Annotated in this window: 22 protein-coding genes; 8 read left to right on the forward strand and 14 right to left on the reverse strand. The window is 69.8% G+C overall.

The annotated features are described in order from the left end of the window. Position 1 precedes the first annotated feature (1 nt). The gene (locus ACFJGU_RS06785) at positions 2-2,152 is read right to left on the reverse strand and encodes an ATP-dependent Clp protease ATP-binding subunit (RefSeq protein ID WP_382308811.1); all 2,151 of its coding nucleotides are present in this window, start codon (positions 2,150-2,152) and stop codon (positions 2-4) included. A 134-nt stretch (positions 2,153-2,286) separates the two neighbouring features. On the opposite strand from ACFJGU_RS06785, the gene mptB reads away from it, so the two are divergent. Next, positions 2,287-3,843: a polyprenol phosphomannose-dependent alpha 1,6 mannosyltransferase MptB gene (mptB, locus tag ACFJGU_RS06790; RefSeq protein ID WP_382310301.1), complete on the forward strand. Its 1,557-nt coding sequence runs from the start codon at positions 2,287-2,289 to the stop codon at positions 3,841-3,843. Here the strand turns inward: mptB and ACFJGU_RS06795 are convergent. The 7 genes from ACFJGU_RS06795 to ACFJGU_RS06825 all read right to left on the reverse strand — a co-directional run bounded on the left by ACFJGU_RS06795 (position 3,815) and on the right by ACFJGU_RS06825 (position 11,752). Next, complete coding sequence (locus ACFJGU_RS06795) at positions 3,815-4,957, reverse strand: class I SAM-dependent methyltransferase (protein WP_382308813.1); 1,143 nt, start codon at positions 4,955-4,957, stop codon at positions 3,815-3,817. The two genes, mptB and ACFJGU_RS06795, sit on opposite strands and share 29 nt — an antisense overlap. Positions 4,958-4,983: 26 nt before the next feature. Continuing rightward, positions 4,984-5,409 (reverse strand): heat shock protein transcriptional repressor HspR, encoded by a 426-nt coding sequence (locus ACFJGU_RS06800; protein WP_382308815.1) that lies wholly within the window; start codon positions 5,407-5,409, stop codon positions 4,984-4,986. Positions 5,410-5,486: 77 nt separating this feature from the next. Beyond that, positions 5,487-6,467, reverse strand: coding sequence for a DnaJ C-terminal domain-containing protein (locus tag ACFJGU_RS06805; protein WP_382308817.1), 981 nt, complete (start codon positions 6,465-6,467; stop codon positions 5,487-5,489). Beyond that, entirely contained in the window at positions 6,460-7,113 is a 654-nt protein-coding gene (locus ACFJGU_RS06810) for a nucleotide exchange factor GrpE (protein ID WP_382308819.1), read from the reverse strand. Before ACFJGU_RS06810 ends, ACFJGU_RS06805 begins: the two co-directional genes overlap by 8 nt. 4 nt (positions 7,114-7,117) lie before the next feature. Continuing rightward, positions 7,118-8,989: a molecular chaperone DnaK gene (gene dnaK, locus ACFJGU_RS06815; protein WP_382308821.1), complete on the reverse strand. Its 1,872-nt coding sequence runs from the start codon at positions 8,987-8,989 to the stop codon at positions 7,118-7,120. Between the two features lie 151 nt (positions 8,990-9,140). After that, positions 9,141-10,415, reverse strand: a complete 1,275-nt coding sequence (locus ACFJGU_RS06820; protein WP_382308823.1) for a S1C family serine protease — start codon at positions 10,413-10,415, stop codon at positions 9,141-9,143. Between the two features lie 83 nt (positions 10,416-10,498). Next, the gene (locus ACFJGU_RS06825; RefSeq protein ID WP_382308825.1) at positions 10,499-11,752 is read right to left on the reverse strand and encodes a hypothetical protein; all 1,254 of its coding nucleotides are present in this window, start codon (positions 11,750-11,752) and stop codon (positions 10,499-10,501) included. Between the two features lie 71 nt (positions 11,753-11,823). Here ACFJGU_RS06825 and ACFJGU_RS06830 point away from each other — a divergent pair, with 71 nt between their 5' ends. Then, positions 11,824-13,272: an MFS transporter gene (locus ACFJGU_RS06830; RefSeq protein ID WP_382308827.1), complete on the forward strand. Its 1,449-nt coding sequence runs from the start codon at positions 11,824-11,826 to the stop codon at positions 13,270-13,272. Between the two features lie 25 nt (positions 13,273-13,297). Here ACFJGU_RS06830 and crcB read toward each other — a convergent pair whose 3' ends face one another. Together crcB and ACFJGU_RS06840 are read right to left on the reverse strand one after the other, a co-directional pair. Then, on the reverse strand, positions 13,298-13,675 hold the full coding sequence (gene crcB / locus ACFJGU_RS06835) for a fluoride efflux transporter CrcB (RefSeq protein WP_382308829.1): 378 nt from the start codon (positions 13,673-13,675) through the stop codon (positions 13,298-13,300). Further along, positions 13,672-14,220: a fluoride efflux transporter FluC gene (locus ACFJGU_RS06840; RefSeq protein ID WP_382308830.1), complete on the reverse strand. Its 549-nt coding sequence runs from the start codon at positions 14,218-14,220 to the stop codon at positions 13,672-13,674. Before ACFJGU_RS06840 ends, crcB begins: the two co-directional genes overlap by 4 nt. 122 nt (positions 14,221-14,342) lie before the next feature. Between ACFJGU_RS06840 and ACFJGU_RS06845 the strand changes: the two genes are divergently transcribed. The 5 genes from ACFJGU_RS06845 (at position 14,343) to dhaK (ending at position 19,591) form a co-directional block, all read left to right on the forward strand. Continuing rightward, positions 14,343-16,142 (forward strand): GAF domain-containing protein, encoded by a 1,800-nt coding sequence (locus ACFJGU_RS06845; protein ID WP_382308832.1) that lies wholly within the window; start codon positions 14,343-14,345, stop codon positions 16,140-16,142. A 106-nt stretch (positions 16,143-16,248) separates the two neighbouring features. Further along, a complete protein-coding gene (locus ACFJGU_RS06850; protein ID WP_382308833.1) occupies positions 16,249-17,109 on the forward strand; it encodes a ketose-bisphosphate aldolase in 861 nt (286 codons plus the stop codon). A 7-nt stretch (positions 17,110-17,116) separates the two neighbouring features. Next, positions 17,117-17,920, forward strand: coding sequence for an HAD-IA family hydrolase (locus ACFJGU_RS06855; RefSeq protein ID WP_382308835.1), 804 nt, complete (start codon positions 17,117-17,119; stop codon positions 17,918-17,920). Then, positions 17,917-18,558 carry a dihydroxyacetone kinase subunit DhaL gene (dhaL, locus tag ACFJGU_RS06860; RefSeq protein WP_382308836.1) on the forward strand — a complete coding sequence of 214 codons (642 nt, stop codon included), beginning with the start codon at positions 17,917-17,919 and terminating at the stop codon, positions 18,556-18,558. The genes ACFJGU_RS06855 and dhaL overlap by 4 nt, the downstream gene beginning before the upstream one ends. A 37-nt stretch (positions 18,559-18,595) precedes the next feature. Further along, the gene (gene dhaK / locus ACFJGU_RS06865; protein ID WP_382308838.1) at positions 18,596-19,591 is read left to right on the forward strand and encodes a dihydroxyacetone kinase subunit DhaK; all 996 of its coding nucleotides are present in this window, start codon (positions 18,596-18,598) and stop codon (positions 19,589-19,591) included. A gap of 6 nt (positions 19,592-19,597) precedes the next feature. Here dhaK and ACFJGU_RS06870 read toward each other — a convergent pair whose 3' ends face one another. After that, positions 19,598-20,425, reverse strand: a complete 828-nt coding sequence (locus ACFJGU_RS06870; RefSeq protein ID WP_382308840.1) for a hypothetical protein — start codon at positions 20,423-20,425, stop codon at positions 19,598-19,600. 179 nt (positions 20,426-20,604) lie between these two features. Here ACFJGU_RS06870 and ACFJGU_RS06875 point away from each other — a divergent pair, with 179 nt between their 5' ends. Beyond that, positions 20,605-21,705, forward strand: coding sequence for a cell wall-binding repeat-containing protein (locus tag ACFJGU_RS06875; RefSeq protein WP_382308842.1), 1,101 nt, complete (start codon positions 20,605-20,607; stop codon positions 21,703-21,705). Positions 21,706-21,790: 85 nt separating this feature from the next. Here the strand turns inward: ACFJGU_RS06875 and ACFJGU_RS06880 are convergent, their stop codons facing one another. The 3 genes from ACFJGU_RS06880 to ACFJGU_RS06890 all read right to left on the reverse strand — a co-directional run bounded on the left by ACFJGU_RS06880 (position 21,791) and on the right by ACFJGU_RS06890 (position 23,926). Further along, complete coding sequence (locus tag ACFJGU_RS06880) at positions 21,791-22,423, reverse strand: copper resistance CopC family protein (RefSeq protein WP_382308844.1); 633 nt, start codon at positions 22,421-22,423, stop codon at positions 21,791-21,793. Then, positions 22,420-23,220 (reverse strand): YcnI family protein, encoded by an 801-nt coding sequence (locus tag ACFJGU_RS06885; protein WP_382308845.1) that lies wholly within the window; start codon positions 23,218-23,220, stop codon positions 22,420-22,422. Before ACFJGU_RS06885 ends, ACFJGU_RS06880 begins: the two co-directional genes overlap by 4 nt. A gap of 76 nt (positions 23,221-23,296) precedes the next feature. Further along, positions 23,297-23,926, reverse strand: coding sequence for a hypothetical protein (locus ACFJGU_RS06890; RefSeq protein ID WP_382308846.1), 630 nt, complete (start codon positions 23,924-23,926; stop codon positions 23,297-23,299). Positions 23,927-24,143 lie beyond the last annotated feature (217 nt).

Genomic DNA, 24,143 nt, shown 5'->3' on the forward strand with positions numbered 1-24,143 from the left:
GCTACGCCGCCGCCACCGAGAGGCCGTCGCCGTCGGGCGCCAGGTCGACGCGCACGGTGTCGCCGTCTCGCACCTCGCCCGAGAGCAGCGCCGTCGCGAGCTTGTCGTCGATCTCGTGCTGCATCAGGCGCCGCAGCGGACGCGCACCGTAGATCGGGTCGTAGCCGCGCTCGGCGAGCCAGGCCCGCGCATCCGGGGTCACCGCGAGCTGCAGACGCCGCTGCGCGAGGCGCCGCGAGAGGCGATCGACGTAGAGCGAGACGATCTGCGAGAGGTCTTCCTGCGTGAGCGCCTGGAACACCACGATGTCGTCGAGCCGGTTCACGAACTCGGGCTTGAAGGCCTGGCGCACCATGCCCTGCACGGCGCCTTCCTTCTCCTCGAGCGTGAGCGTGGGGTCGACCAGGTACTGCGACCCGAGGTTCGAGGTGAGGATGAGGATGGTGTTGCGGAAGTCGACCGTGCGACCCTGCCCATCCGTCAACCGACCGTCGTCGAGCACCTGCAGCAGCACGTCGAAGACCTCGGCGTGTGCCTTCTCGACCTCGTCGAGCAGGATCACCGAGTAAGGCCGCCGGCGAACGGCCTCCGTGAGCTGGCCGCCCTGCTCGTAACCGATGTATCCGGGAGGGGCGCCGAGCAGCCGCGCCACCGAGTGCTTCTCGCCGTACTCCGACATGTCGATGCGCACCAGCGCCTTCTCGTCGTCGAAGAGGAACTCGGCGAGCGCCTTGGCGAGCTCGGTCTTGCCGACACCGGTCGGACCGAGGAAGAGGAACGACCCGGTGGGCCGATCCGCGTCGGCGATGCCCGCGCGCGACCGGCGCACCGCATCCGCCACCGCGTGCACGGCGCGCTTCTGGCCGATGAGCCGCTTGCCGAGCTCGGCCTCGAGGTTGAGCAGCTTCTCGGTCTCGCCCTGAGTCAGCCGATCGAGCGGGATGCCGGTCCAGGCGGCGATCACGGCGGCGATGTCGTCGCTCGTGACCTGGTCGTTGACCATCCGCTCGCCCTGCTCCTCCGACTCCTCGTCGCGCTCGGCCTCGGCGAGGGAGCGCTCGAGCACCGGGATCTCGCCGTAGAGCAGCCGCGACGCCTGCTCGAGGTCGCCTTCGCGCTGGGCGCGCTCCGCCCGCATACGCGCGTTGTCGAGCTTCTCCTTCAGCTCGCCGACGCGGTTGAGGGCGGCCCGCTCGCGGTCCCACCGCTCCTGCAGCTCGGCGAGCGTCGCCGTGCGCTCCTTCAGGGTCTCGCGCAGGGTGGAGAGACGCTCCTTCGACGCATCGTCCTTCTCCTTCTTCAGCGCCAGCTCCTCGAGCTTCAAGCGGTCGACGCTGCGCCGCAGCTCGTCGATCTCGACGGGCGCGGAGTCGATCTCCATGCGCAAGCGCGACGCGGCCTCGTCGATCAGGTCGATCGCCTTGTCGGGCAGCTGCCGGCCCGGGATGTAACGGTTCGACAGCGAGGCCGCCGCGATCAACGCCGAGTCGGCGATGGACACCTTGTGATGCGCCTCGTAGCGCTCCTTGAGGCCGCGCAGGATGGCGACGGTGTCTTCGACCGACGGCTCGCCCACGAACACCTGCTGGAAACGACGCTCCATCGCGGCATCCTTCTCCACGAACTCGCGATACTCGTCGAGCGTGGTCGCCCCGATCAGCCGTAGCTCGCCGCGCGCCAACATCGGCTTCAGCATGTTGGATGCCGCCACCGATCCCTCGCCGCCGCCCGCGCCCATCAGGGTGTGCAGCTCGTCGATGAACGTGATGATCTGGCCGTCGGCGTCGTTGATCTCCTTCAGCACCGCCTTCAGGCGCTCCTCGAACTCGCCCCGGTACTTCGCACCCGCGACGAGCGCCGCCAGGTCGAGCGAGACGAGCTGCTTGCCCTTCAGCGACTCGGCGACGTCGCCGGCCACGATGCGCTGGGCCAGGCCCTCCACGACGGCGGTCTTCCCGACGCCGGGCTCGCCGATGAGCACGGGGTTGTTCTTGGTGCGCCGGGTCAGCACCTGGCTGACTCGACGGATCTCGGCGTCACGCCCGATCACGGGATCGAGCTTGCCGCTCGCCGCGATCTCGGTGAGGTTGACGCCGTACTGCTCGAGGGCGCTCTTCTGCTCCTCGCCGTTCGATTGGGGCTGGTTCGCCATGTGTCGTTGTGTCTTCCGTGAAAGTTGAGTTGATGTGACTCAAGTTTAGCAGAACGGCCGTTCTCGCACCACTGGTACGACGACCGTTCAACTGGGCGTGGTAAGACGGAACCGTGCATGTCCTTTCTCCACGCGTGCGTCTGCTGCTCGGAGTCATCGGTTCCGTGAGCATCGCCATCGGGTCGCTGGGCGTCGGCTGGCTCGGACCGTCGAGCGCGCTCCGGGGCTGGCTCGTGTTCGAACTGCTGCGGAACTCGCGTGGTGCAGTGACCCTCAGCGGCCTGCTGGTGGTGGGCGGAGCCCTGCTCCTGCTCGCCGCGTGGGTGGCACTCGGGGTCTCGCTGCTCGAGCGGCGATCGTCGCGCGGCGGCGTCCTGCCCGCCTCGGCGGAAGCGCCGGGCACCGCAGGCTCTGGCGACGAGGATGCCCGGCGCACCGCGTCACAGGTGCGCACCGTCGCGATCTCGGCGACCGCCTGGAGCATCCCGCTCCTGTTCGCCCTGCCCCTGTTCAGCCGTGACATGTTCGCGTACGTGGGCCAGGGGCGCCTGATGGCGGCCGGCCTCAACCCGTACAGCACGGGCATGGCCGACCTGCCCGGGTGGTTCGGCCTCGGCGTCGACCCCCTCTGGGCCGATACGCAGACTCCCTACGGTCCCGTCTTCGTCTGGCTCGAGAAGCTCGTCGTGATGTCGACGGATGCCCTCCCACCCGAGGTCGCGATCTTCGCCTTCCGCTTCCTCGCCGTCGCGGGTCTTGCGATGCTCGCCTTCTACGCCTGGCGGATCGCGCGCCTGCGCGGCCTCAACCAGGCGGGCGTGCTCTGGATCGTGGCTGCCAGCCCGCTCGTCATCATGAACTTCGTGGTGGCCGGTCACAACGACTCGCTCATGCTCGGCTTCATCGTGGCCGGGGTCTACTACGCGATGAAGGATCGCCCGATCCTCGGCACGGTCTTCGTCGCCCTCGCCATCGGCGTGAAACCGATCGCGCTCATCGCCCTGCCCATCATCGGCCTGATCTGGGCGGGCTCGAACGCCGGCTGGCCCGCGATCATCCGCCGGTGGAGCGCCGTCGCGGCCGTCGGCGTCGGCGGCGTGGTGCTGCTCGGCTGGGGCATCGGGGTCGGCGTCGGCTGGATCGGCGCCCTCGCCACGCCCGTCACCATCTCCTCGTGGTACGCCCCCGCCAACATCCTCGGCATCAGCATCGGCGGCCTCGTCAACGGGTTCGGCCTCGACGGCGACCTCGCGCAGACCGTCGTGAAGCTGGTGCTGCTGGCGGCCGGATGCGCGGCCGCCGCCTACCTGCTCATCACGAAGCGGCGCGCCGATCCGCTGTGGCTGCTCGGGGGTTGCTTCGCCCTGATCGTGCTGGCCTCGCCCGTCATCCACCCTTGGTACGGCCTGTGGCTGCTCACCCTGCTGGCGCTGGTGGGGGTCGATCGCCTCTGGCGCATCCGCACGGTGCTCTACGCCACGGCATTCTTCATGCTGATCGGGCTCGCCGAGCCGATGGATCTCATCCCGCGCCTCGACACCGACACCATGATCCCGGTCGCCGTCATCGGCACCGCGATCGTCGGCGTGGCCGCCGTTCTCGTGTCGGCCGAGATGGTCACGCGTCGGACCGTCGCCGTGCGCGGACTCCGCGTGCCACGCCTCAGCGCCCCGTCGACACCATCACGGTGAACTTCGGGTTGCGATCGACCTGACGGGTCGGCCCCACCGCCCGCTGCAATGCGGCCCGGTAGGACAGGTGCGAGTTGAACACGGTCCACAGCTCGCCGCCGGGGCGGAGCACCCGCCCGGCGGCCTCGAACAGCTTCAACGCGATCCCCGCGTGCACGGTCGAACCGACGTGGAACGGCGGGTTCAGCACGATGAGGTCGGCGCTGTCGTCGTCGAACTCGCTGAGCGCGTCGTCGCGCACCACGTCGACAAGTCCGGACAGGCCGTTGGCCGCCATCGTCTCCCGTGCGGATTCGACGGCCGCCTCGGACTGGTCGGTCGCGATGACGCGCACCCCGTCGCCCCGTTCTCGGGCGAGGAGGGCGGCGAGCACGCCGGTGCCGCAGCCCAGGTCGATCGCGGTGCGCGCATCCGGAGCCATCTCGGCGAGATGCTCGATCAGCAGGCGCGTTCCGATGTCGATCTTCGTGCCGGCGAAAGCGTTGCCGGACGCGCACACCCAGAGATCGAGATCGGGATGGAACTCGCGCCGATGCATCGCCGCACCCACGCCGGTGCGAGGGCTCCGGGCCACGAGCACACGCGACTTCTGGCGGGCGAGCGTGGCGCTCACCTCGTCGAAGGAGGCGGCGAGCACCTCGTTCATCGCCGGGGTCATGTGCTTCACGCGGCCGCCGGCGTAGACCACGACCGACGGATCGGCATAGGCGGCGATGGCCCGGGCGATGTCGTCGAGCGCGGCGAGGCTCCGGGGCAGCTGCACGAGCACGACCGTGGCCCCCTCGAGCAGCTCGCGCCCCAGCGGATGGTTCGAGTACCGCCCCCGGAGGTCGACGTCGACCACCCGGCGGGCGTTCGCGGCGAGTGCGAGTTCGCTCGAGCGGGCATCCTGATGCACGCGGATGCCGTGCAGGTCGAGCACGGCGGCCGCGCCCAGTGTCAGGGCGCCGTAGTTGTCGCCGATCACCGCGACCGCGCCCGGCCGTGCGACCGTGTCTTCGAGAGCGTCGTTCGCCTCATCCAGGATGAGGCGGTCACTCGCGTCGACCGCGAAGAGGTTGTCGGCCTCGACGTCGGGCGCGCGCCGCAGGGCGTCGAAGGAGAACTCGGTCACGCGTCAACCGTACGCGGTGGCGCCGGTCACTCGGGGCGGTTGGGGCGCCAGACCATGAGTTCGGTGCGGCGCTGGGTGCGCGTGCCGTGCTTCAGCGAGATGACCTCACCCTCGACTCCGGCGGCGAAGACGCGACGACCGGGGCGGTTGAGCAACTCGTCGGCGAGCGCCGACTCGAGCTCGCGCACGCGGGCCCCGAGGGCGGAGACCTGGTTCTCGAGCTGCAGGATGCGCGCGATTCCCTCGAGCGAGACGCCCTCCGAGGAGAGACGGGCGACCTCGCGCAGCTGCACGACGTCGCGCATGGAGTAGCGGCGCGACTTGCCGGCGGTGCGGGTCGGCGACACCAGTCCCAGCCGGTCGTACTGGCGTAGGGTCTGCGGATGCATCCCCGCGAGCTCAGCGGCGACCGCGATGGCGAACAGGGGCGAGTTCTCGTCGACGTCGCTCATGTCTCGCTCCCTTCTCATGAACTATTTTCCGCCAACCGCCCGAAAACTCGGGATTTGGGGCGGTTGGCGGCAAATACTTACTCCCGCGCCTTGGCGAGGAGTTCGGTGCGGGGGTTCTCGGCGGGCTCCACGGCGTGGAACGCCTCGAGGGCCTCGCGTTGCGCAGGGCTCAAGTGGCTGGGAACCGCCACCTGCACCACCGCGAGCAGGTCGCCCTTGCCCTTGGAGGACTCGACGCCCCGCCCCTTGACGCGCAGGACGCGGCCCGACGGAGTGCCCGCCGCGACCTTCAGCTTCACGGGCGCGCCACCCAGGGTGGGCACCTCGATGGTGGCACCGAGAGTCGCCTCCACGAACGTGACAGGCACGTTGACGCGCAGGTTCAGCCCGTCGCGCTCGAACACCGGATGTTTGCGCACCGACACCGTGAGCACGATGTCGCCGGGCTCGCCGCCGTCGGGCGAGGGCTCGCCCTTGCCGCGCAACTTGATCTTCTGCTGGTCGGCCACGCCGGCCGGGATCTTCACCGTGATCGGCTTGCCATCCGCCGTCTGGAGCTTGATGGTGTCGCCCTTGACGGCGGTGATGAAGTCGATCGTGGTGCGCGCCGTGACGTCGCGCCCGCGCGTCGGGCCGTAGGCGCCGAAGCCACCGCCGCCCCGCCCGAACATGCCACCGAGGATGTCGTCGAACCCGCCCGGAGCCTGCTGGTAGCTGTAGCTCGCGCCGCGAGCACCGCCGCCACCCTGCCCGAACATGCCGCCGAAGACGTCTTCGAAGCCGCCGCCCTGGCCCCCGCCGCCCGCCGTGAAGCGAGCGCCGGAGCCCATGGCGCGGATCTGGTCGTATTCCTTGCGCTGCTCGGCATCCGAAAGCACCGAGTAGGCCTCGGAGATCTCCTTGAACCGGGACTCGGCCTTCGCGTCGCCCTGGTTCGAGTCGGGGTGGTACTGCCGGGCCAGTTTGCGATAAGCCTTCTTGAGGTCGGCATCCGAGATGTCCTTCGACACCCCGAGCACCTTGTAGAAGTCTTTGTCGAACCAGTCCTGGCTAGCCATTGGGCACCGCCACTACGACCTTCGCGGCGCGTAGCAGCGTGGACCCGAGGTAATACCCGGATTCGACCACGTCAGCGATCGTGGGCTTCTCGACGTCGGCGCTCGGCTGCTGGAAGATCGCCTCGTGCACCTGCGGATCGAACTCCTCGCCCGCCGCGGCGAAGGGCTTGAGACCCACCCGCTCGACGTTGGAGCGCAGCTTCGTGGCGATGGCCGCGAACGGGCCGCCCTCGGTGAGGTCGCCGTGCTTCTCCGCCCGATCGAGGTCGTCGAGCACCGGCAGCAGCACCTTCACGACCTCGCCGACCGCGCGTTCGCGCTCGATCTCGCGGTTGGCCTCGGTGCGCTTGCGGTAGTTGGCGTACTCGGCGGTGACGCGCTGCAGGTCGGCGAGCCGCTCCGCAGCCAGTTCGTCGGCCGAGGTCTGGCCCGAGAGGAACGCGAGGTCCGCATCCGTCAACGAGGTCTCCACATCCGGTCCTTCAGCCTGGATGAAGCCCGAGTCGGGAGCGCCCTCTTCAGGCGCCCCCGACTCTGCAGCAGGCTGACGAACCTGACCGGTCTCGGGGTCGATGCGCCGCTTGTCGCGGATGATCGGCTCCTCGGGGCCCTCGTCTCCGGGGCGACCGTTCTTGTCGTCAGTCATGAATTCAGTTGTCCTTCTTGGGCTCGTCTTCGTCTTCGACGACCTCGGCGTCGACCACGTCGTCATCGCTCGACGACGACTCGGTCGGCTCCTGCGCGCCCGCGTCGGGCGCAGCCGCGTCGGCCTGAGCAGAAGCATAGATCGCCTGGCCCAGCTTCTGCTGGCTCTCGTTGAGCTTGTCGAACGCGGTCTTCACCGCGTCGTCGTCCTCACCCGCGAGAGCGGACTTCAGGGCGTCGACATCGGCCTGCACCTCGGACTTCACGTCGTCGGGCAGCTTGTCGTCGTTGTCCTTGATGAGCTTGTCGGTCGAGTAGGCGAGCGTCTCGGCCTGGTTGCGCACCTCGGCGGCCTCGCGGCGCTTCTTGTCCTCGGCGGCGTGCTCCTCGGCCTCGCGCACCATGCGCTCGATGTCCTCCTTGGGCAGCGACGAGCCGCCCGTGATGGTCATCGACTGCTCCTTGCCGGTGCCCTTGTCCTTCGCGGACACGTGCACGATGCCGTTCGCGTCGATGTCGAAGGTCACCTCGACCTGCGGGATGCCGCGGGGTGCCGGCGCGATGCCGGTGAGCTCGAAGGTGCCGAGGTTCTTGTTGTCGCGGGTGAACTCACGCTCGCCCTGGAAGACCTGGATGGCCACCGACGGCTGGTTGTCGTCGGCGGTGGTGAAGGTCTCGCTCCGCTTGGTGGGGATGGCGGTGTTGCGCTCGATGAGCTTGGTCATGATGCCACCCTTGGTCTCGATACCGAGCGACAGCGGGGTGACGTCGATGAGCAGCACGTCCTTGCGCTCACCCTTCAGCACGCCGGCCTGGAGGGCGGCGCCGACGGCGACGACCTCGTCCGGGTTGACGCCCTTGTTGGGCTCCTTGCCGCCGGTGAGGCGCTTCACGAGCTCGACGACGGCCGGCATACGGGTCGATCCACCCACGAGCACGACGTGCGCGATGTCGTTGACCGACACGCCCGCCTCGGCGATGACGTCCTTGAAGGGCTTCTCGGTGCGAGCCAGGAGGTCCTTCGTGAGCTCCTCGAACTTCGCACGCGTGAGCGTGACGTCGAGGTTGGCCGGGCCGTTCTCGGTGAGCGAGAGGTAGGGCAGCGTGATGCTGGCCGACATGCCGGAGGACAGCTCCTTCTTGGCCTGCTCGGCGGCCTCCTTGAGGCGCTGGAGGGCGATCTTGTCCTTCGAGACGTCGACACCGGTGGTGTCCTTGAACTGCTTGATCAGGTATTCGACGACCCGCTGGTCCCAGTCGTCTCCACCGAGGCGGTTGTCGCCGGCCGTGGCACGCACCTGGATGGTGCTGAAGTCGTCGTCCTTGCCCACCTCGAGGAGGGAGACGTCGAAGGTTCCGCCACCGAGGTCGAAGACCAGGATGAGCTCGTCTTCCTTGCCCTTGTCGAGGCCGTAGGCGAGCGCGGCCGCGGTCGGCTCGTTGATGATGCGCAGCACGTTGAGGCCCGCGATCTCGCCGGCCTCCTTGGTGGCCTGACGCTCGGAGTCGTTGAAGTACGCCGGGACGGTGATGACGGCATCCGTCACCGCGTCACCGAGGTACGACTCGGCGTCGCGCTTCAGCTTGGCGAGGATCCGCGCCGAGATCTCCTGCGGCGTGTACTTCTTGCCGTCGATGTCGGCCTTCCAGTCGGTGCCGATGTGGCGCTTGACGCTGGAGATGGTGCGGTCGACGTTGGTGACGGCCTGCCGCTTGGCGGTCTCACCGACGAGAACCTCTCCGTCCTTCGTGAATGCGACCACGGACGGCGTGGTGCGGAAACCCTCCGCGTTCGCGATGACGGTGGGCTCTCCACCTTCGAGCACGGCGACCACCGAGTTGGTGGTTCCGAGGTCGATGCCTACTGCACGAGCCATATCGGCTGTTCTCCTTCTGTTGTGTTGCGTTCGTAACCTGCGAAAGTCTGCCAAGACTTGAGCCTTGTGGGTTCAAGTTTTCCAGGCAGACTCTCGCAAGTCAAGTTTTCACAGCAAAAGTTGAGTTAAACCGACTCAAGTTTGACCCAGGTCAGGCGGCAGGGCCGTTCGCGAGGTGCACGGTTGCCTGCTGGGTGGTCCCGGAGGCGTCGACCCAGGTCAGCACGACCTGCTCGCCGGGCTCCATTCCGGCCAGCACCGAGGAGAGCTGGTCTCCGGATGCGACGGCCGATCCGTTCACGCCGGTCACGACGTCGCCGGCCGCCAGTCCCGCATCCGCTGCCGGTGTACCAGCGATCACGCCGGCCACCACGGCACCGGACGCCGTGCGGCTCGAACCGACCTCCACGCCCAGGAAGCCCGGGTAGCCGATCTCGATGGTGTCGGTCTCGACACCCTGCTCGATCTGCGCGGCGATGTCGAGCGCCGTGCTGATCGGGATGGCGAAGCCCACGATCTCGGTCGAGCCCGAGGAGGCGGCCGTGTCGATGCCCACGACCTCGCCGTCGGAATCGAGCAGCGGGCCGCCGGAGTCGCCCGAGACGATGTCGGCGTCGATCTGGATCATGCCGTCGAGGGTCTCGCCCTTGACGCCGGACTCGCTCTGCGTGGTGACGCTCGCGCCGGTCGCCAGCACCGAACCGGTGGCGGCCACCAGGTTGCCGGTGCCCTCGGCGTTGCCGACCGCCGTGACCGCGTCGCCCGCCTGCGCGGCGTCGGCGGTGTCGAGCGATGCGGTGGTGAGGCCCTGCGCATCCTGCAGCTGGAGCAGGGCGACGTCGTGCGTCGCATCCGTTCCGACCACGGTCGCGGTGTAGGACTGCCCGGTGGTCTCGTCGGTGACCTCGGTGGCCGTCGAGCCCTCCACCACGTGGTTGTTGGTGAGGATCAGGCCGTCGGAAGTGAGCACGATGCCGGTGCCGGCCGACCGGGCGTTCTGGTAGGGGAGGTCGGAGACGATCGTGACCACCCCGGCCGTCTGCTGCGCGCTCGCGGGCACGGCGTCGGTAGCCGCCGTGGACGACGTGCCGGTGCCCGCCCCGCTCGACGATCCGCCGGACTGGGACGGGTCGTACCCGTAGGAGCCGTAGTACCCGTAGCCGCCCTGGCCGCTGCCGTAGGGCGAGTAGCCCCACGCCTGCACGACGGTGGGGGTGACGGATGCGCCGGAGCCGGCTGCGCCATCGGCGAGCGACGACGAACCGGCCGCGAAGGCCGCGCCGGTGACGCCGAGGCCGGTGATCAGCGCGAGGCCGGCAGCGCCGGCCAGGAGCACCGTACGGCGACGGCGTGGGGACTGCGCGGCACGGCGGGTGTCGGTCGCGCCGGCGGGGTCGGGGAGGGATTCGGGGGTGGAGTCGTGCATGAGATGTCCTTGCTGAAGAATGGATGCGCGGGGCGGCGCTCATCCATCACAGCGCGCCGGATCCCGCCAGGGCTGGGTGCGCGTTATGGGTTTCCTATGACGCCGTCGCTCTGAGCGAACAGGGGATCCGGGTCGAGCACGCTCAGTTGCTCGAGCACGATCTCGCGCAGCCGCTCGAACGGGACCTCCTCCCGGCCGAGGTGCACCGCGAACCGAGCGGGCACGACCGTCTCGAGCTCCTCGACCCGGGTGAGCAACTGGTGGAGCCCGGCGCGCGCCCGGTCTGCACGAGTGTCGGGATCGACCGCCCCGACGCACGACGCGACGTCGCTCGCGACCCGCTCGAGTGCCGAACGCTGAAGCACATCCAAGACCACCGGCTCCGGTGGCCGGATGGCCGCGAAGAACCGGGCGTAGACCGGATCGAGCGTTGCGGCTCCTCCGGCGGGCGGCGGCCCGAAGCGCCCACCCGCCCCGAGGAGCATCACCCGCGTACCGTCGGCGCGACACTCGACCGGACCCGACTCGCGCAGCACGCCGTGCCGATCGATCTCGAACACCACCCGCGCCACCACCTCCGGCCCACGCGTGACCCGGATCGCGTAGACCCCCGGATGCGCGCTCAGATCGTGCACGCCCGGCACCTCTCCGAGGACGAAGGCCCGCGCGCCGGGGAAGCGCAGCTGCACCTGCCGGTGATGCGGGGGGCCGATGGAGGGGACGTGCAGGTCGACCAGCCGCGTCTCCACGTCGCGACGCCCCACTCCGGCGACCCCCGTCGGGAGCGCGGGCCGACCATTGTGGTAGAACACGGCGTCGAGATCGTCGACGCCTCCGCCCTCTCCCTCCGCGGCGCACCAGAAGCTGAGGGCGAGCACCGGGGCATCCGCGTTCGCGCCGTCGTCGAACCACAGCACGGTGCTGTCAAGGAGGTGCCGGCCCGCCACCGCGAACCCGACGCCGACCTGCTCGACGAAAACGGTTCCACCGTAGAGCTCGGCGGAGTCGAGGCCCAGCCGGAACTCGTACTCCCCTGCCCCGCCGAGCAGACCGGACTGGATGCGGAAGCGCCCCTGGACGATCGACCCGAGTGGTCCGTGGGCCTGCGCGCGCGCTCCCCCGCGCCGTGCCGCGATGGCCGCCGTCACGCTCGGGGATCGGCCGCCGACATCCGGGACTCCGGCGATCTCTCCCTCGAAGACCAGGCGGAAGCCCGCGCCACCGGCACCGGCACCGGCACCGACACCGACACCGGGCGACGCGACCCGCACCACCAGGCTCGACACCACCAACGTCGCCATGAGCACCTCCGCATTGCACTCCTGAGTTTCACTCACCTTAGACGAAGGCTACGACATCCGTGCCGGAGGGCCACCGATTGTTCACCACCGGGGGCTACTGTGACTGCATGACCGACGGTGCGACTTCCCGTGACTTCACACCCCCGCCGCCGGCGGACACCAGCGCCGTCGCCGCGGCGGCCGCGGAGCGCGAGGGGACGGGTGCGGGCGGCGGCACCGGTCTCCGCCCCAAAGGGTCCCACGTGCTCGCCTGGGGCCTCTGGGACTGGGGCTCGGCCTCCTTCAACGCCGTCATCACCACCTTCGTCTTCACCGTCTACCTCACGAGCGATTCGTTCGGGGGCGAGACCGCGGTCTCGGCACAGCTCGGCATCGCCATGACCATCGCGGGTGTGCTCGTCGCGTTGCTCGCCCCGATCACCGGGCAGCGCTCCGACCGCCGCGGGCGCCGCAAGCTGTGGCTCGCGGTGAACACGTACATCGTCGTCGCGCTGAGCGCCGCCATGTTCTTCGTGGCCCCCGACCCGGGTTACCTCTGGCTCGGGCTCTTCCTCCTGGCGGCGGGCACCATCTTCTACGAGTTCGCCACCGTCAACTACAACGCGATGATCACCCAGGTCTCCACGCCGAAGACCATCGGCAAGGTCTCGGGGTTCGGCTGGGGCATGGGGTATGTGGGCGGCATCGTGCTGTTGCTCTTCGTCTACTTCGGCTTCATCGAGCCGATCGGCGGCACGGCCTTGTTCGGGGTGCCGGACAGCGACGGGCTGCCGATCCGGGTGACCGTGCTCGTCTCGGCGATCTGGTTCGGCATCTTCGCACTGCCCGTGCTGATCTCGGTGCCGGAGTACCGGTCGCCGAAGCAGGAGGCCGCGACGGCGGCGGGACGGGTGGGGATCGTCGAGTCGTACCGCATCCTCTTCCGCGACATCCGTACCCTCTTCCGGGAGAGTCGGCAGACCGCGTACTTCCTCATCGCGAGTGCCGTGTTCCGCGACGGACTGACGGGGGTGTTCACCTTCGGGGGCGTGCTCGCCGCGGGCTCGTTCGGGTTCTCCTCGGGTCAGGTGATCATCTTCGCCATCGCCGCCAACATCGTGGCCGGGGCGTCGACCATCCTCGTGGGGCTGCTCGACGACAGGTTCGGCGCCAAGCCCGTGATCGTGACCTCGCTGATCGGGCTCGTGGCGTGCGGCACCGCCGTGTTCTTCCTGCACGACGGCGGCCAGATCGTGTTCTGGACATTCGGGCTCGCGCTGTGCGCCTTCGTGGGGCCGGCGCAGTCGGCTAGCCGGTCGTTCCTCGCGCGGCGCATCCCCGAGGGGCGCAACGGTGAGATCTTCGGCCTCTACGCCACGACGGGCAAGGCCGCGACCTTCCTCGCCCCGGCCATGTTCACCCTCTTCATCGGCATCGGCGCCGGAATCTACGGGGCCGACGCGAACGTGCAGTACTGGGGCATCCTCGGCATCGTGCTGGTGCTGCTGGTGGGGCTGCTGCTGCTCATCCCTGTGAGGTCGGGGCCGGAGAAGGGCACGACGGCGCCCGTCGAGTAGCCTCCGAGGCGCCGTGCCCCGGACTTCACGCGAACGAGCCGAGCCAGAGACCCAGCAGGGCCGCCGCGACCGACGCGAGCATCATCCCGACGCCGTTGGCGAGCGCCGCGCTCCAGCGGCGGTTCTGCAGCAGGCGAACGGTCTCGAAGCTCGCGGTGCTGAACGTCGTGTAGCCGCCGAGGAAGCCGCCGCCGAGCACGAGGCGCCAGTCGTCGGCCACCAGGTGCGCGAGGGCGAGCCCGGTGACCAGCCCGAGCAACAGCGATCCCGAGACATTGATGATCGTGGTGCCGATCGGATACGAGCCCCGGATGCGCGACTTCACCGCGCCGTCGACGAAGAAGCGGGTCGCGGCTCCGACGCCACCGGCCACGGACAGGGCGAGGAACACCAGCGGCGTCACGAGCGGACTCCCCGGTGTCGGCCGGAGCGCAGGCCCATCCGCATGCTCAGGGCGATGCCCGCCCAGGTCGCGAGCGCGCCGATCAGCAGCGTGCCGAACGCGTAGAGTAGCGCGACGCCCACCGACCCCTCCGCGAGCAACTGCGCCGTGTCGGTGGCCAAAGAGCTGTAGGTGGTGAAGCCACCGAGCACCCCGGTGCCGACGAGGAGACGGATGCGCCGCCGCCGCCCTTCGTCGGGCCCCCGCAGGGCGAGCAGCTCGAGCAGACCGCCGAGCACGAACGCCCCGAGCACGTTGATGCCGAAGATCGCGATGGGGAACCCGCTGATCGGCGCGACGCCGAGGCTGATCAGCTCGCGCAACGCCGTACCCGCCGCGCCGCCCAGCGCCACGAGACCGAGGTAGCCGAGGCGCAGGTGAGCCGGGCGTTCGGCGCCCGCGGTGATCTCGATGTCACTATCGAGGGGGAGCTCGGCATTGCTGTCGCCGGCGCGGTGTGCGCGACCGCGCGGGGGCGTCCCGGGGTCAGCGCGCTCGTCGGTCATCGTCGAGCAAGAGTACCGGCATTCTCCCGAACACTGGATTCTCGACCGGCGGCGGAAGAGGATGGGCATGGGGGCGACGACGATGCCGCCCTCCGTGCTTCCGAGACCCCGAGGTCACGCCCATGCCTGAAGAACCGACTCACGGCCCCGTGCCCGCCGACCCGATGCGCCGGCAACTCGACTCCCTGGCCGCGATGGCGACCGACCTGGCGGGTCAATTCAGCCTCGAACCCCTGCTCGAACGCATCCTGCAGCACACCATGGAACTGCTCGGGGGCGACAGCGGCTCGATCTGCACCGTCGACGAGGTGGCCGGCACGTACCGCAAGGAGGTCGACCTCGGGGTGGGCTGCCAATCGGGGCGCACCTTCCCGCTCGACGAGGGGGTGACCGGCGAAGTGGTGCGCCGGCGCCGTCCGGTGATCTTCGACGAGTACGCCGACATCCCGGGCGGCCACATCCCCGCGCCCGAACGCGACGAACTGCACGGGGTGATCGGCGTGCCGATCCGCTGGAACGGCACCATCATCGGCAGCTGCGTGGTGTTCAGCCGCGACCCACGGCGTCGCTTCACCCCCGACGACGCCGCACTGCTCGAACTCTTCGGCACGCACGCGGCCATCGCCATCACCAACGCCCGCCTGCACGCCCAGGCGGCCGAACGCGCCCGCGACACCGCGATCATGGCCGAGCGGGAACGGATGGTGCGCGACGTGCACGACACCGTCGGCCGCGGGCTCGCCGCCGTGCTGCTGCACCTCGACGACGCGGAACGGCGACTCGACCCCGGCGCGAGCGCACGCGCCGCGCTGACCGAAGCCCGCGCCTCCGCTCGCGCCGCCCTCACCGACACCCGGCGCACCGTGCTGGGCCTCGGGCCCGCCCTGCTCGACGGCAACTCCCTCGGCGAAGCGATCGCGCTCGAACTCGCCTGGGTGGAGAGCACCGCCGCGCTCGCCACCCGGCTCGTGGTGATCGGCGACCCGGCACCGCTCGATCCCGATGCGGCTCGACAGCTGTTCCGCATCACGCAGGAGTCGCTCACCAACGTGGTGGAGCATGCCCGCGCCCAGAGCGTGCGGGTGGGGCTCGTCTACGGCAGCGAGAGCACGGCGGTGTTGATCGAGGACGACGGATGCGGGTTCGATCCGTCGGTGTACGCCCACGCCCGCAGCACCCGGGCGGGGCTGGGCCTCCACGGCCTGGTCGCCCGCGCCCAACACCTGGGCGGGTCGCTGCTGGTCGACTCGACACCCGGGTGGGGCACGCGCATCCGGGCCGAGATCCCGTCGGCACCGGCCGATCCCATCGATCCGGCACGCTCGCGCTGGCGGGTGCTCGTGGTGCACGACAGCCCGGTGATCCGCGCCGGACTGGTACGGATGCTCGCCCTCGCCGAACCCGACATCCAGGTCGTGGGCGAGCTGGCCGACTCCGCCCAGGTGGTCGACGCCTACGAGCTGCTGCGTCCTCACGTGGTGCTCACCCATCTGCGGATGCCGCACATCGACGGCGTGCGCCTCACCGCGTATCTCCGCGCGGTCGATCCCGGGGCGGCCGTGGTGCTGCTCGTCGACTCGGTGTCGGACGAGGGGGTGCGCGAAGCCGCCCAGGGCGGCGCGGTGGGCTTCGTGAAGCACGACGCGGATGCCGCCGGCCTCGCCCGCGCCGTGGTGGCGGCCGCTCGGGGCGACTCGCTCATGACCGTGGACCTCTTCAGCAGCTCGGCGGGCGCCGGACCCGACGCCGGCGAGCACCTCACCGCCCGGGAGCGCGAGGTGCGGGCGCTCGTCGAACAGGGTCTGCCCTACAAGCAGATCGCGGCGACGCTCGACATCTCGGTGAAGACGGTCGAGAAGCACGTGGGGTCCATCCTGCGCAAGACCGGCGCGCCCAACCGCCGCGCCCTCGCCGCGCACTGAGCCAGGGCGGGTCCCCACCGGCATCCCTACCTCGGGGGTGGGGGAAGCCCCCATTCCGCGAGCGCCGCCCGCTGCCTAGCGTGAGCAGCGGGACGAGGAGGTTCTCATGGCCGTCGTGTCGTTGAAGGAGATCGTCGACCGCGCATTCGCGGAGCGGTACGGGGTGCCGGCGGTGAACATCGTGAACGACCTCACCCTGGAGGCGGTGCTGGCAGGCGCGGTCGAGGCGAACTCGCCCGTGATCGTGCAGACCTCCGTCAAGACCGTCAAGTCGATCGGCTACGACGTGCTGTTCGCGATGTGGACCTCGATGACGGCCGGCATCGAGGTGCCCGTCACCCTGCACCTCGACCACTGCCCCGAGCGCGAAGTGATCACCCAGTGCCTGAACCGGGGCTGGAACTCCGTGCTCTTCGACGCGTCGACGCTGCCCGTGGAGGAGAACCAGCGGCAGACCGTCGAGGTCGTGGCGGAAGCCCGGCGCCACGGCGCGCACGTCGAGGGCGAGATCGAGGCCATCCAAGGCGTCGAGGACGGCATCGGGAGCGACACCGAGTCGCACCGGCAGTCGCTCGACGTGGCGCTCACCTTCATCGAGACCACCGGCGTCGACGTCTTCGCCCCCTCGATCGGCAACGCGCACGGCGTCTACTCGGCCAAGCCCGATCTCGACTTCCAGCGCGTCACCGACCTCGTGGAGGCCACCGGGGTCCCCATCGCCCTGCACGGTGGCAGCGGCATGACCGACGACCAGTTCACCGACCTGATCTCGCGCGGTTGCGCGAAGGTCAACATCTCCACCGACCTCAAGATCACCTACATGAAGTCGAACCTCGCGTTCTTGAAGACGGCTGAGGAGAAGAACAAGTGGGATCCGCCGTCGCTCTTCGCGCACGTCCGTGGCGACGTGGTGGCCCTCACCACCGGGCTCGCCGCGAAGTTCGGTAGCGCCGGAAAGGCGTGGTGAGGCATCCGTGCCCGCCCTCATCTTCGACTGCGACGGCGTGCTCGCCGACACCGAGCGGGCCGGGCATCTCCCCGCGTTCAACCAGACCTTCCTCGAGTTCGGCATCCCGGTGCGCTGGAGCGACGAGGACTACGCCGAGAAGGTGAAGATCGGCGGGGGGAAGGAGCGGATGGCGAGCCTGCTCACGCCCGAGTTCGTGCGGCTGAACGGGTTGCCGGCCGATCCGGAGGGCCAGAAGCGGATGCTCGCCGAGTGGCACAAGCGGAAGACCGAGATCTACACGCAGCTCGTCGACGAGGGGCGGCTGCCGGCGCGACCCGGCATCGCCCGGATCGTGGCGGAGGCCGACGCGGCCGGGTGGCAGCTCGCCGTCGCCTCGACGTCGGCGGAACCGAGCGTCCGCGCCGTGCTGGAGCACTCGGTGGGGCCCGATCTCGCCGCGCGATTCGGCGTCTTCGCGGGCGATGTGGTCGCACACAAGAAGCCCGCGCCCGACATCTACCTGCTGGCGCTCGAGGGCCTCGGCGCCGATCCGGATGACGCGGTGGTGGTGGAGGACAGCGCGAACGGGATGCTCGCCGCCCTCGCCGCCGGACTCCGCACCGTGGTGACGGTGAGCGCCTACACCGTCGACGAGGACTTCACCGGGGCATCGCTCGTGGTGAGTTCGCTCGGCGACCCCGCCGAGCCGGCGACCGCCCTCGACGACCCGCTCGGCATCCATCCTCACGGCGTGGTGACCCTCGGCGACATCGAGGAGATCCGCACCCGGCCCCGACCCGATTCCCGCAAACGTCCGGAGGAACGATGACCACACCCAGCTTCGCCGACACCGAGTTCGTGGTGCAGACGATCGCACAGACCTGCCTCGACAACGAGAAGGCGTTCGGCGACCTCGACTCGGTGGTCGGAGACGGCGACTTCGGCTACTCGCTCGCCCGGGGATTCGAGGTGGTGACGAAGGATTGGGACTCCTACGACCGCAGCGACATCGGCACCTTTCTGCAGAAGATCGCGGTGGCCATCACGAGCCGCATCGGCGGCACGTCCGGGCCCATCTGGGGGACGGCGTTCATCCGGGCCGGCGGCCTCGTGAAGGGACGCGACGCGATCTCGGGCAGCGACGTGGTGGCGATGCTGCGGGCGGCGATCGAGGGCATCAAGGCCCGCGGCAACGCGGATGTCGGCGACAAGACGCTGCTCGACGCCCTCGTGCCGATGACCGATGCGATCGAGCAGTCCGTCGCGGCCGGAGCCACGTCGGGCGAGACGGTGCACGCCGCCGCCGTCGCCGCACGCTCGGCGGCCGACGCCACCACGACGATGCTCGCCAAGCGCGGACGCGCCAGTTACAGCGGCGAGCGCAGCATCGGCTCGCCGGATGCGGGCGCGGTGGCCGTGGCCGTCATCCTCGAACGACTCGATTCGGTCTGGGCCGACAAGCCCTGACCTGCCTCACACCACCACCGTCTCAAGGGAGAGAACCATGAAGAAGTTCGTCAACGATCCGCAGCAGTACGTGCCCGAGATGCTCAAGGGCCTCGCTCTCGCCAACCCCGACACGCTGAAGTACGTGCCGGAGTACAACCTCATCATGCGAGCGGATGCGCCGCGCGACGACAAGGTGTCGATCATCCAGGGCTCCGGGTCGGGTCACGAACCGGCGCACGTGATGACCGTGGGCAAGGGGATGCTCGACGGCGCGTGTCCGGGCGACGTGTTCGCGGCACCGCCGATGGACTACGTCTACGAGACCACGAAGCTCCTGGCCGGTCCGAAGGGCGTGCTGCTGCTGGTGAACAACTACACCGGCGACCGGATGGCGTTCGACATGGCGCAGGAGATGAGCCAGGCCGACGGCGTCACCGTGCGCACCCTGTTCATCGACGACGACGTCTCGGTGCAGGACTCCACCTACACGGTTGGACGGCGCGGCGTGGCCGGGAACTTCTTCGTGATGAAGGCGGTGGGGGCCGCGGCCGAGGAGGGCGCCGATCTCGACGAGCTGGTGCGGATCGGCGAGAAGGTCAACTCGGTCACGCGCACGATGGGACTCGCGCTCACGGCGTGCACCCCGCCGGCGAAGGGTTCGCCCCTGTTCGAGCTCGGCGACGACGAGATCGAGATCGGGGTGGGCATCCACGGCGAGCCGGGGCGGCGGCGCGCGAAGTGGGCTCCCGCGAACGACCTGGTCGACGAGCTGTTGAACCCGGTGGTGGCCGATCTGCCGTTCCAGTCGGGCGATCGTGTCGCCCTGATGGTGAACGGGCTCGGCGGCACGCCGCTCAGCGAGCTCTACCTCGTCTACGGCATCGCGCACGAGAAGCTCGCGGCGCAGGGCATCACCGTGGGGCGCAGTTACGTCGGGGAGTACTGCACCTCGCTCGACATGGCGGGCGCCTCCATCACCCTGGTGCGGCTCGACGACGAGATCGAGCGCCTGCTCGCGGCCCCGGCCGAGATCGGCAACCGCATCTTCTGAGCCGGCTCAGGGCGAAACTGACACCCGCACGTCCACCGTGGCCTGCGCGGCCGCGAAGGCGTCGATCTGCGCCTTCGCGGCCTCGTCGGGCACGGTGAGGTCGAGGGCCTGCAGCGGGGGCAGGTCGCCGACGGGCTCGATCGACCGGGCACTCCCCTGCTCGATCGGCACCGTGGCGGCGAGACGCTGCCAGATCTCCACGGCCTCGTCGATCGGCGCGTCCGGTTCGGCGCTCACGCTCGCGCGGCCGTCGGTGCTCGCGGCCGTGAAGGTCAGGTTCGTCTGCACGCCGCCGGCCTCCTCGGCGAGATCGAGCAGGTGGCCCACCTGGGCGTGCAGGGCTTGCGGGTCGTCGGTGTCGACGATGACGCAGAAGATCCCGCCGCAGTCCCCGTTCCCGCGCGCACTCGCGACCACGAAGTCGTCGTCGCCGCGGATGCCGAGGAAGACGTCGAGGGTGGCGCGGCCTCCCAGGTTCGAGAAGCTGCGGCCGCCGCCGAGCTCGTAGCTGAGGAACGGGTTCTCCCATCCGGCATCCCGGGCCCGCTTCTCGGCAGCTTCCGCGAGCGCGATCAGGTCGTCGTCGCCGATGGCCGGGTCGACCTGCACCGTGAGATCGACGCCCTTGTTCCACGGGTCGTCGGAGACGTACGACTCCGCACCGGTCACCTGGGGTTGGTCGGCGATCCAGTCGGCCACCCGCTGGCCGTCGTCGGCGCCGGGCCCGGCGCATCCCGTGAGCGTTGTCGTCAGGGCGACGCAGAGCGCGGCAAGGGCCGCACCGCCGAGCCGCGCCGACCTCGCCCGGAGGCCGCTCCCACGGGGATGAGTCATGCGCCGACCTTAGCGCGAAGTCGACGATCCGTCAGCTTGTCCACTGCATCGGAGATCGATGCCCCCCTAATTGGGGAGTCGAGGAATCATCGACTTCTGGGCAGCCGATGGTTATCGTCGGAGCATCGAGGTCGGGGGCTGCATGGGGCAGAGGGCCACGATGGGGAATCGAGTCGAACATGGGTGAACAGACCGAAGCTTCTGCACGCCGTCGCACAGGTCACGACCGGCTCAGGCTGCGATGGGGTGGGGCGGCGGCATTCGTGGTCGCGGTCACCGTCGCGAGCCTCGTGGCGGGCGGTGCCGCCGAGGCGATGACCACCGACGCGGGCGGCCCGGACCGGGCACCGGTGACCGACCCCGAGCTCGCGCCCGTCGTCTCCAGGATCGCCGGCGCCGATCGTTACGACCTCTCCGCCGAGATCGCCAAGAAGGTGAGTCCGACCGCCACCAACGTGGTCTACCTGGCATCCGGTGCAGCCTTCTCCGACGCCCTCAGCGCCGGCCCAGCCGCTGCTGTGAGCTTCGCGCCCTTGCTTCTCGTAGCACCCGACGCCCTCCCACCATCCGTGGCCACATCGCTCATTCGTCTCGACCCCATCGTCATCAAAGTGATCGGCGGCCCCGCTTCCGTGTCGGACGGGGTGCTGGCCACCGTGCGAACGCTCATGCCGCGTGCCGCCGTCACCCGCATATCGGGATCCGACCGGTATGCCGTCAGTCGAGCCGTCGTCTCCGACGCCTTCACCGGCGGCGCCGCAGGCGTGATGATCGCCACCGGTCGCGACTTCCCCGACGCCCTCTCCGCGGGCGCCATCGCAGGAGGGAACGGCATGCCGGTGATCCTCGTCGACGGCGCCGCGCCGACCGCCGATGTGCCCACGCAGACGCTGGTGCACACTCTGGGGGCGGGGCTCGCGGTCGTGGTGGGAGGACCGACGTCGGTGTCGACCGGGATCGAGGGCACCATCCTCACAGGGGGATGGGTGCCCCGCGTCTCAGGGGCGAACCGCTACGAGGTCTCACTGAACCTCGCCGAGTTCAGCTCCCCCGACTATTCGACGGTCTACCTGGCGACCGGCGCGAACTTCCCCGATGCCCTCGCCGGCGGGATTCTCGCCGCGAAGACGCACTCGCCGATGTTCGTCGTTCCGCCCGACTGCGTCCCGAAGGGTGTTCTGGCCCAGATCGCCAGCCGCGGCACGAAGAACGTCGTGCTCCTCGGTGGATCGGCGTCGCTCTCCCCCGCGGTCGCCACCCTCACGGCGTGCTCGTTCTGAGTTCCGGAGCGGGGGCGATCCGAGACGCCACTCCCGGCGCAAGCGGAGCGGAGGGCGCGAGAAGTGACGTCTCGGGGGTCGCGCGCTAGGCGTCCGGGCGGGCGCGGCGACGGAGCGCAATGATCAGGACCAAGGCCACGATCACCACGATCCCCACGGCCGTGCCGACGCCCACCAGCACGAGCGGTAGCTGGACGCCGCCGCTCGCGTCGCCGCCGACCGCCGATGCCGCGCCGGTCACCGACGGTATCGGCCCAGCGGTCACGGAGGACGAAGTCTCAGGAGTCGCGACGACCTCGCCTCCGCCGCCCTCGGACGACGGGCCGGCGTACGTGAATCCGAACTGACCCGAGACCGCGTGGCCGTCGGCCGAGACGTTCTGCCAGAGCACCGTGTAGGGGCCCTGAGTGGTCGGCGCGACGTCGATGCCGAGCGTGCTGTTCACGATCGATACCGCACCGCTCGCGACGTTCGCCCCACTCGGGTCGTGCACCTCGATCGCGATCGCCGCGCTCGCGTCGGCCAGCGGCGGCTCATTGAAGGTGAGCGAGACCTCGCTCAGCGCCTCGGTGACCGTCGAATCGGCCTCTGGGCTCGTCGACACGAGATAGTCGTGGGCGGATGCGCTTCCCGCGCCCCCGAGAGCCGCCCCGGCCACGAGTCCCACGGCGAGCAGCGCGCCCGCCGTCATGGCACCCCGGCGACGCCGGCGCGTCACTTCGCGTCCGTCGTGTCGGACGCCGCCGGAGCCGCGGGGGTCGGACCGGCGGACGCCGTCGGCGTACCCGGACGACGGAGCACCGCCACCGCCGCCAGCACCAGGGCCAGCGTGCCGAGCACGAGACCGCCGATGCCGAAACCGAGGGCCAGCGATGACGCGGCGTCGTCACCCGACCCGGTCGTCGCATCCGAACCGCCCGCCGTGACCGTCGCGGCCCCGTCGTCGCCCGAGACCGGAGGGGCTTCGGTGATGTACAGCGTGGGCGCCGGATGCTCCGGCTCCTCCCCCGAGGCCGGCGTCGGCTCCGACCAGTCGACGGCGCTGCCGTCGGAGTACCCCTGGTGCGCGGGCAGGATCACCGCACCCGTGTCGGGCACCGGCCCGACCGAGATCGGGAACTCCTGGAACTGACCGGGCGCCACGCCCCCGGTGCCGGCATCCGCCGTCCACACCACGGAGAGCGGTGCTTCGGTGATGGTGGCGTCACCGGTGGTGATCGGAGTCGGCAAGTCGCCGACGACCACCGAGGCGCTCCATCCCGGGACGGGCTGGTAGGAGACGCTCGTGAACGGGGTGTCGGCGGGCAGGTCGACCTCGAGCCGCACGGTGCTCGCGGTGGCCGACTCGTTCGGCACCTTGAAGGTGAGGGTGGTGTAGCTGCCGGGTTCGGCCTGTCCGGGGTCGACGCGGACGTGCGCAGAGGCCGCGAGGGGCGCGACCACGACGAGCGACGCGGTCGCGAGCAGAGTGGCGGCACCGAGAGTCACGGCGCGCGGGAGGGTGCGGGAAATCATCGATCTGTCCTTCGGTGGGAGCGGGAATGCGTGCAGGCGCGCACACCGACACCCCACCGGTATCGACCGATGGAGTCTAAGGGTGTGCGGCGAGGGCCACCGGCGGACCGCGATGCCGATCTCTGCCGAGGAGCACACCGAGGTCGCGCAGCAGATCGACCACCGGCAGCCCGGATGCGCGAGTCTGCGAGCGCGCCGGCAGGGGTTCGGAGAAGGCGATCTTCGTGAGCGACCAGACGATCTCCAACCGGGTGCGGGCGAGAACGAGCAGGTCGCGCACCGTGCGCTCACCGCGATGCAGCAGCGCGATCGTCACCACCGCGGCGAGCGCGTGGCCCAGCCACATCCACCCGGAGTCGTGACCGGGATGCGGGGCGGCGATCGACGCATCCGTCGCCGTGGTCATCGCGACATGGCCGTGATGCGTGGTCTGCGTCAGCACGACGCCGCGGCCTGCGCCGGCCCCAACACCGAACAGTATGTGAAGCGTGAACTGGCTGATCAGAACGGAAATTGTAAGCGAGGTGAACGACAGTCGCCGACGGGCGACGACGACGCAGACCACCGCGGACAAGGCCAGGGCGAGTGCGAGTCCGACTGGCCCCGGAGCTTCTCCGCCGGCGGCCGCGTGGGAGAACGCGGCGACGAAGACGGCGATTCCCGCAGCGATCAGGCCACGCGCGACGCGCACCCCTCTGCTGCTCATCCCACGCCCTCCGATTCCGTCGTTCCAGCATAGGAGAAAGCAGATGGGCCAGACATCGAAATGCTAGGTGGACTAGTTACATGGCACTGAAACAGTTGGTTGTCAACCCCCCCACACCCCATTTTGGGGGTCGGTGGTTGCGGCGATAGCGTGACGAACAACCGGGATACGGATCAGTTACGGAGATGAAGATGTCGCGCTCAGGAGTAACTACAGC

This window comes from Herbiconiux sp. UC225_62 (assembly GCF_042694625.1).
In the GTDB taxonomy this organism is placed as follows: Bacteria; Actinomycetota; Actinomycetes; order Actinomycetales; family Microbacteriaceae; genus Herbiconiux.

Bases quoted from the DNA above. Each gene is read 5' to 3' on its own strand.
- ACFJGU_RS06805 (WP_382308817.1), bottom strand. From the start codon at position 6,467: ATGGCTAGCCAGGACTGGTTCGACAAAGACTTCTACAAGGTGCTCGGG.
- ACFJGU_RS06850 (WP_382308833.1), top strand. From the start codon at position 16,249: ATGGCCGTCGTGTCGTTGAAGGAGATCGTCGACCGCGCATTCGCGGAG.
- ACFJGU_RS06885 (WP_382308845.1), bottom strand. From the start codon at position 23,220: ATGATTTCCCGCACCCTCCCGCGCGCCGTGACTCTCGGTGCCGCCACT.
- dhaL (WP_382308836.1), top strand. From the start codon at position 17,917: ATGACCACACCCAGCTTCGCCGACACCGAGTTCGTGGTGCAGACGATC.
- ACFJGU_RS06830 (WP_382308827.1), top strand. From the start codon at position 11,824: ATGACCGACGGTGCGACTTCCCGTGACTTCACACCCCCGCCGCCGGCG.
- ACFJGU_RS06870 (WP_382308840.1), bottom strand. From the start codon at position 20,425: ATGACTCATCCCCGTGGGAGCGGCCTCCGGGCGAGGTCGGCGCGGCTC.
- dnaK (WP_382308821.1), bottom strand. From the start codon at position 8,989: ATGGCTCGTGCAGTAGGCATCGACCTCGGAACCACCAACTCGGTGGTC.
- ACFJGU_RS06810 (WP_382308819.1), bottom strand. From the start codon at position 7,113: ATGACTGACGACAAGAACGGTCGCCCCGGAGACGAGGGCCCCGAGGAG.
- ACFJGU_RS06785 (WP_382308811.1), bottom strand. From the start codon at position 2,152: ATGGCGAACCAGCCCCAATCGAACGGCGAGGAGCAGAAGAGCGCCCTC.
- ACFJGU_RS06820 (WP_382308823.1), bottom strand. From the start codon at position 10,415: ATGCACGACTCCACCCCCGAATCCCTCCCCGACCCCGCCGGCGCGACC.
- ACFJGU_RS06840 (WP_382308830.1), bottom strand. From the start codon at position 14,220: ATGACCGACGAGCGCGCTGACCCCGGGACGCCCCCGCGCGGTCGCGCA.
- ACFJGU_RS06800 (WP_382308815.1), bottom strand. From the start codon at position 5,409: ATGAGCGACGTCGACGAGAACTCGCCCCTGTTCGCCATCGCGGTCGCC.
- dhaK (WP_382308838.1), top strand. From the start codon at position 18,596: ATGAAGAAGTTCGTCAACGATCCGCAGCAGTACGTGCCCGAGATGCTC.
- ACFJGU_RS06875 (WP_382308842.1), top strand. From the start codon at position 20,605: ATGGGTGAACAGACCGAAGCTTCTGCACGCCGTCGCACAGGTCACGAC.
- ACFJGU_RS06890 (WP_382308846.1), bottom strand. From the start codon at position 23,926: ATGAGCAGCAGAGGGGTGCGCGTCGCGCGTGGCCTGATCGCTGCGGGA.
- ACFJGU_RS06845 (WP_382308832.1), top strand. From the start codon at position 14,343: ATGCCTGAAGAACCGACTCACGGCCCCGTGCCCGCCGACCCGATGCGC.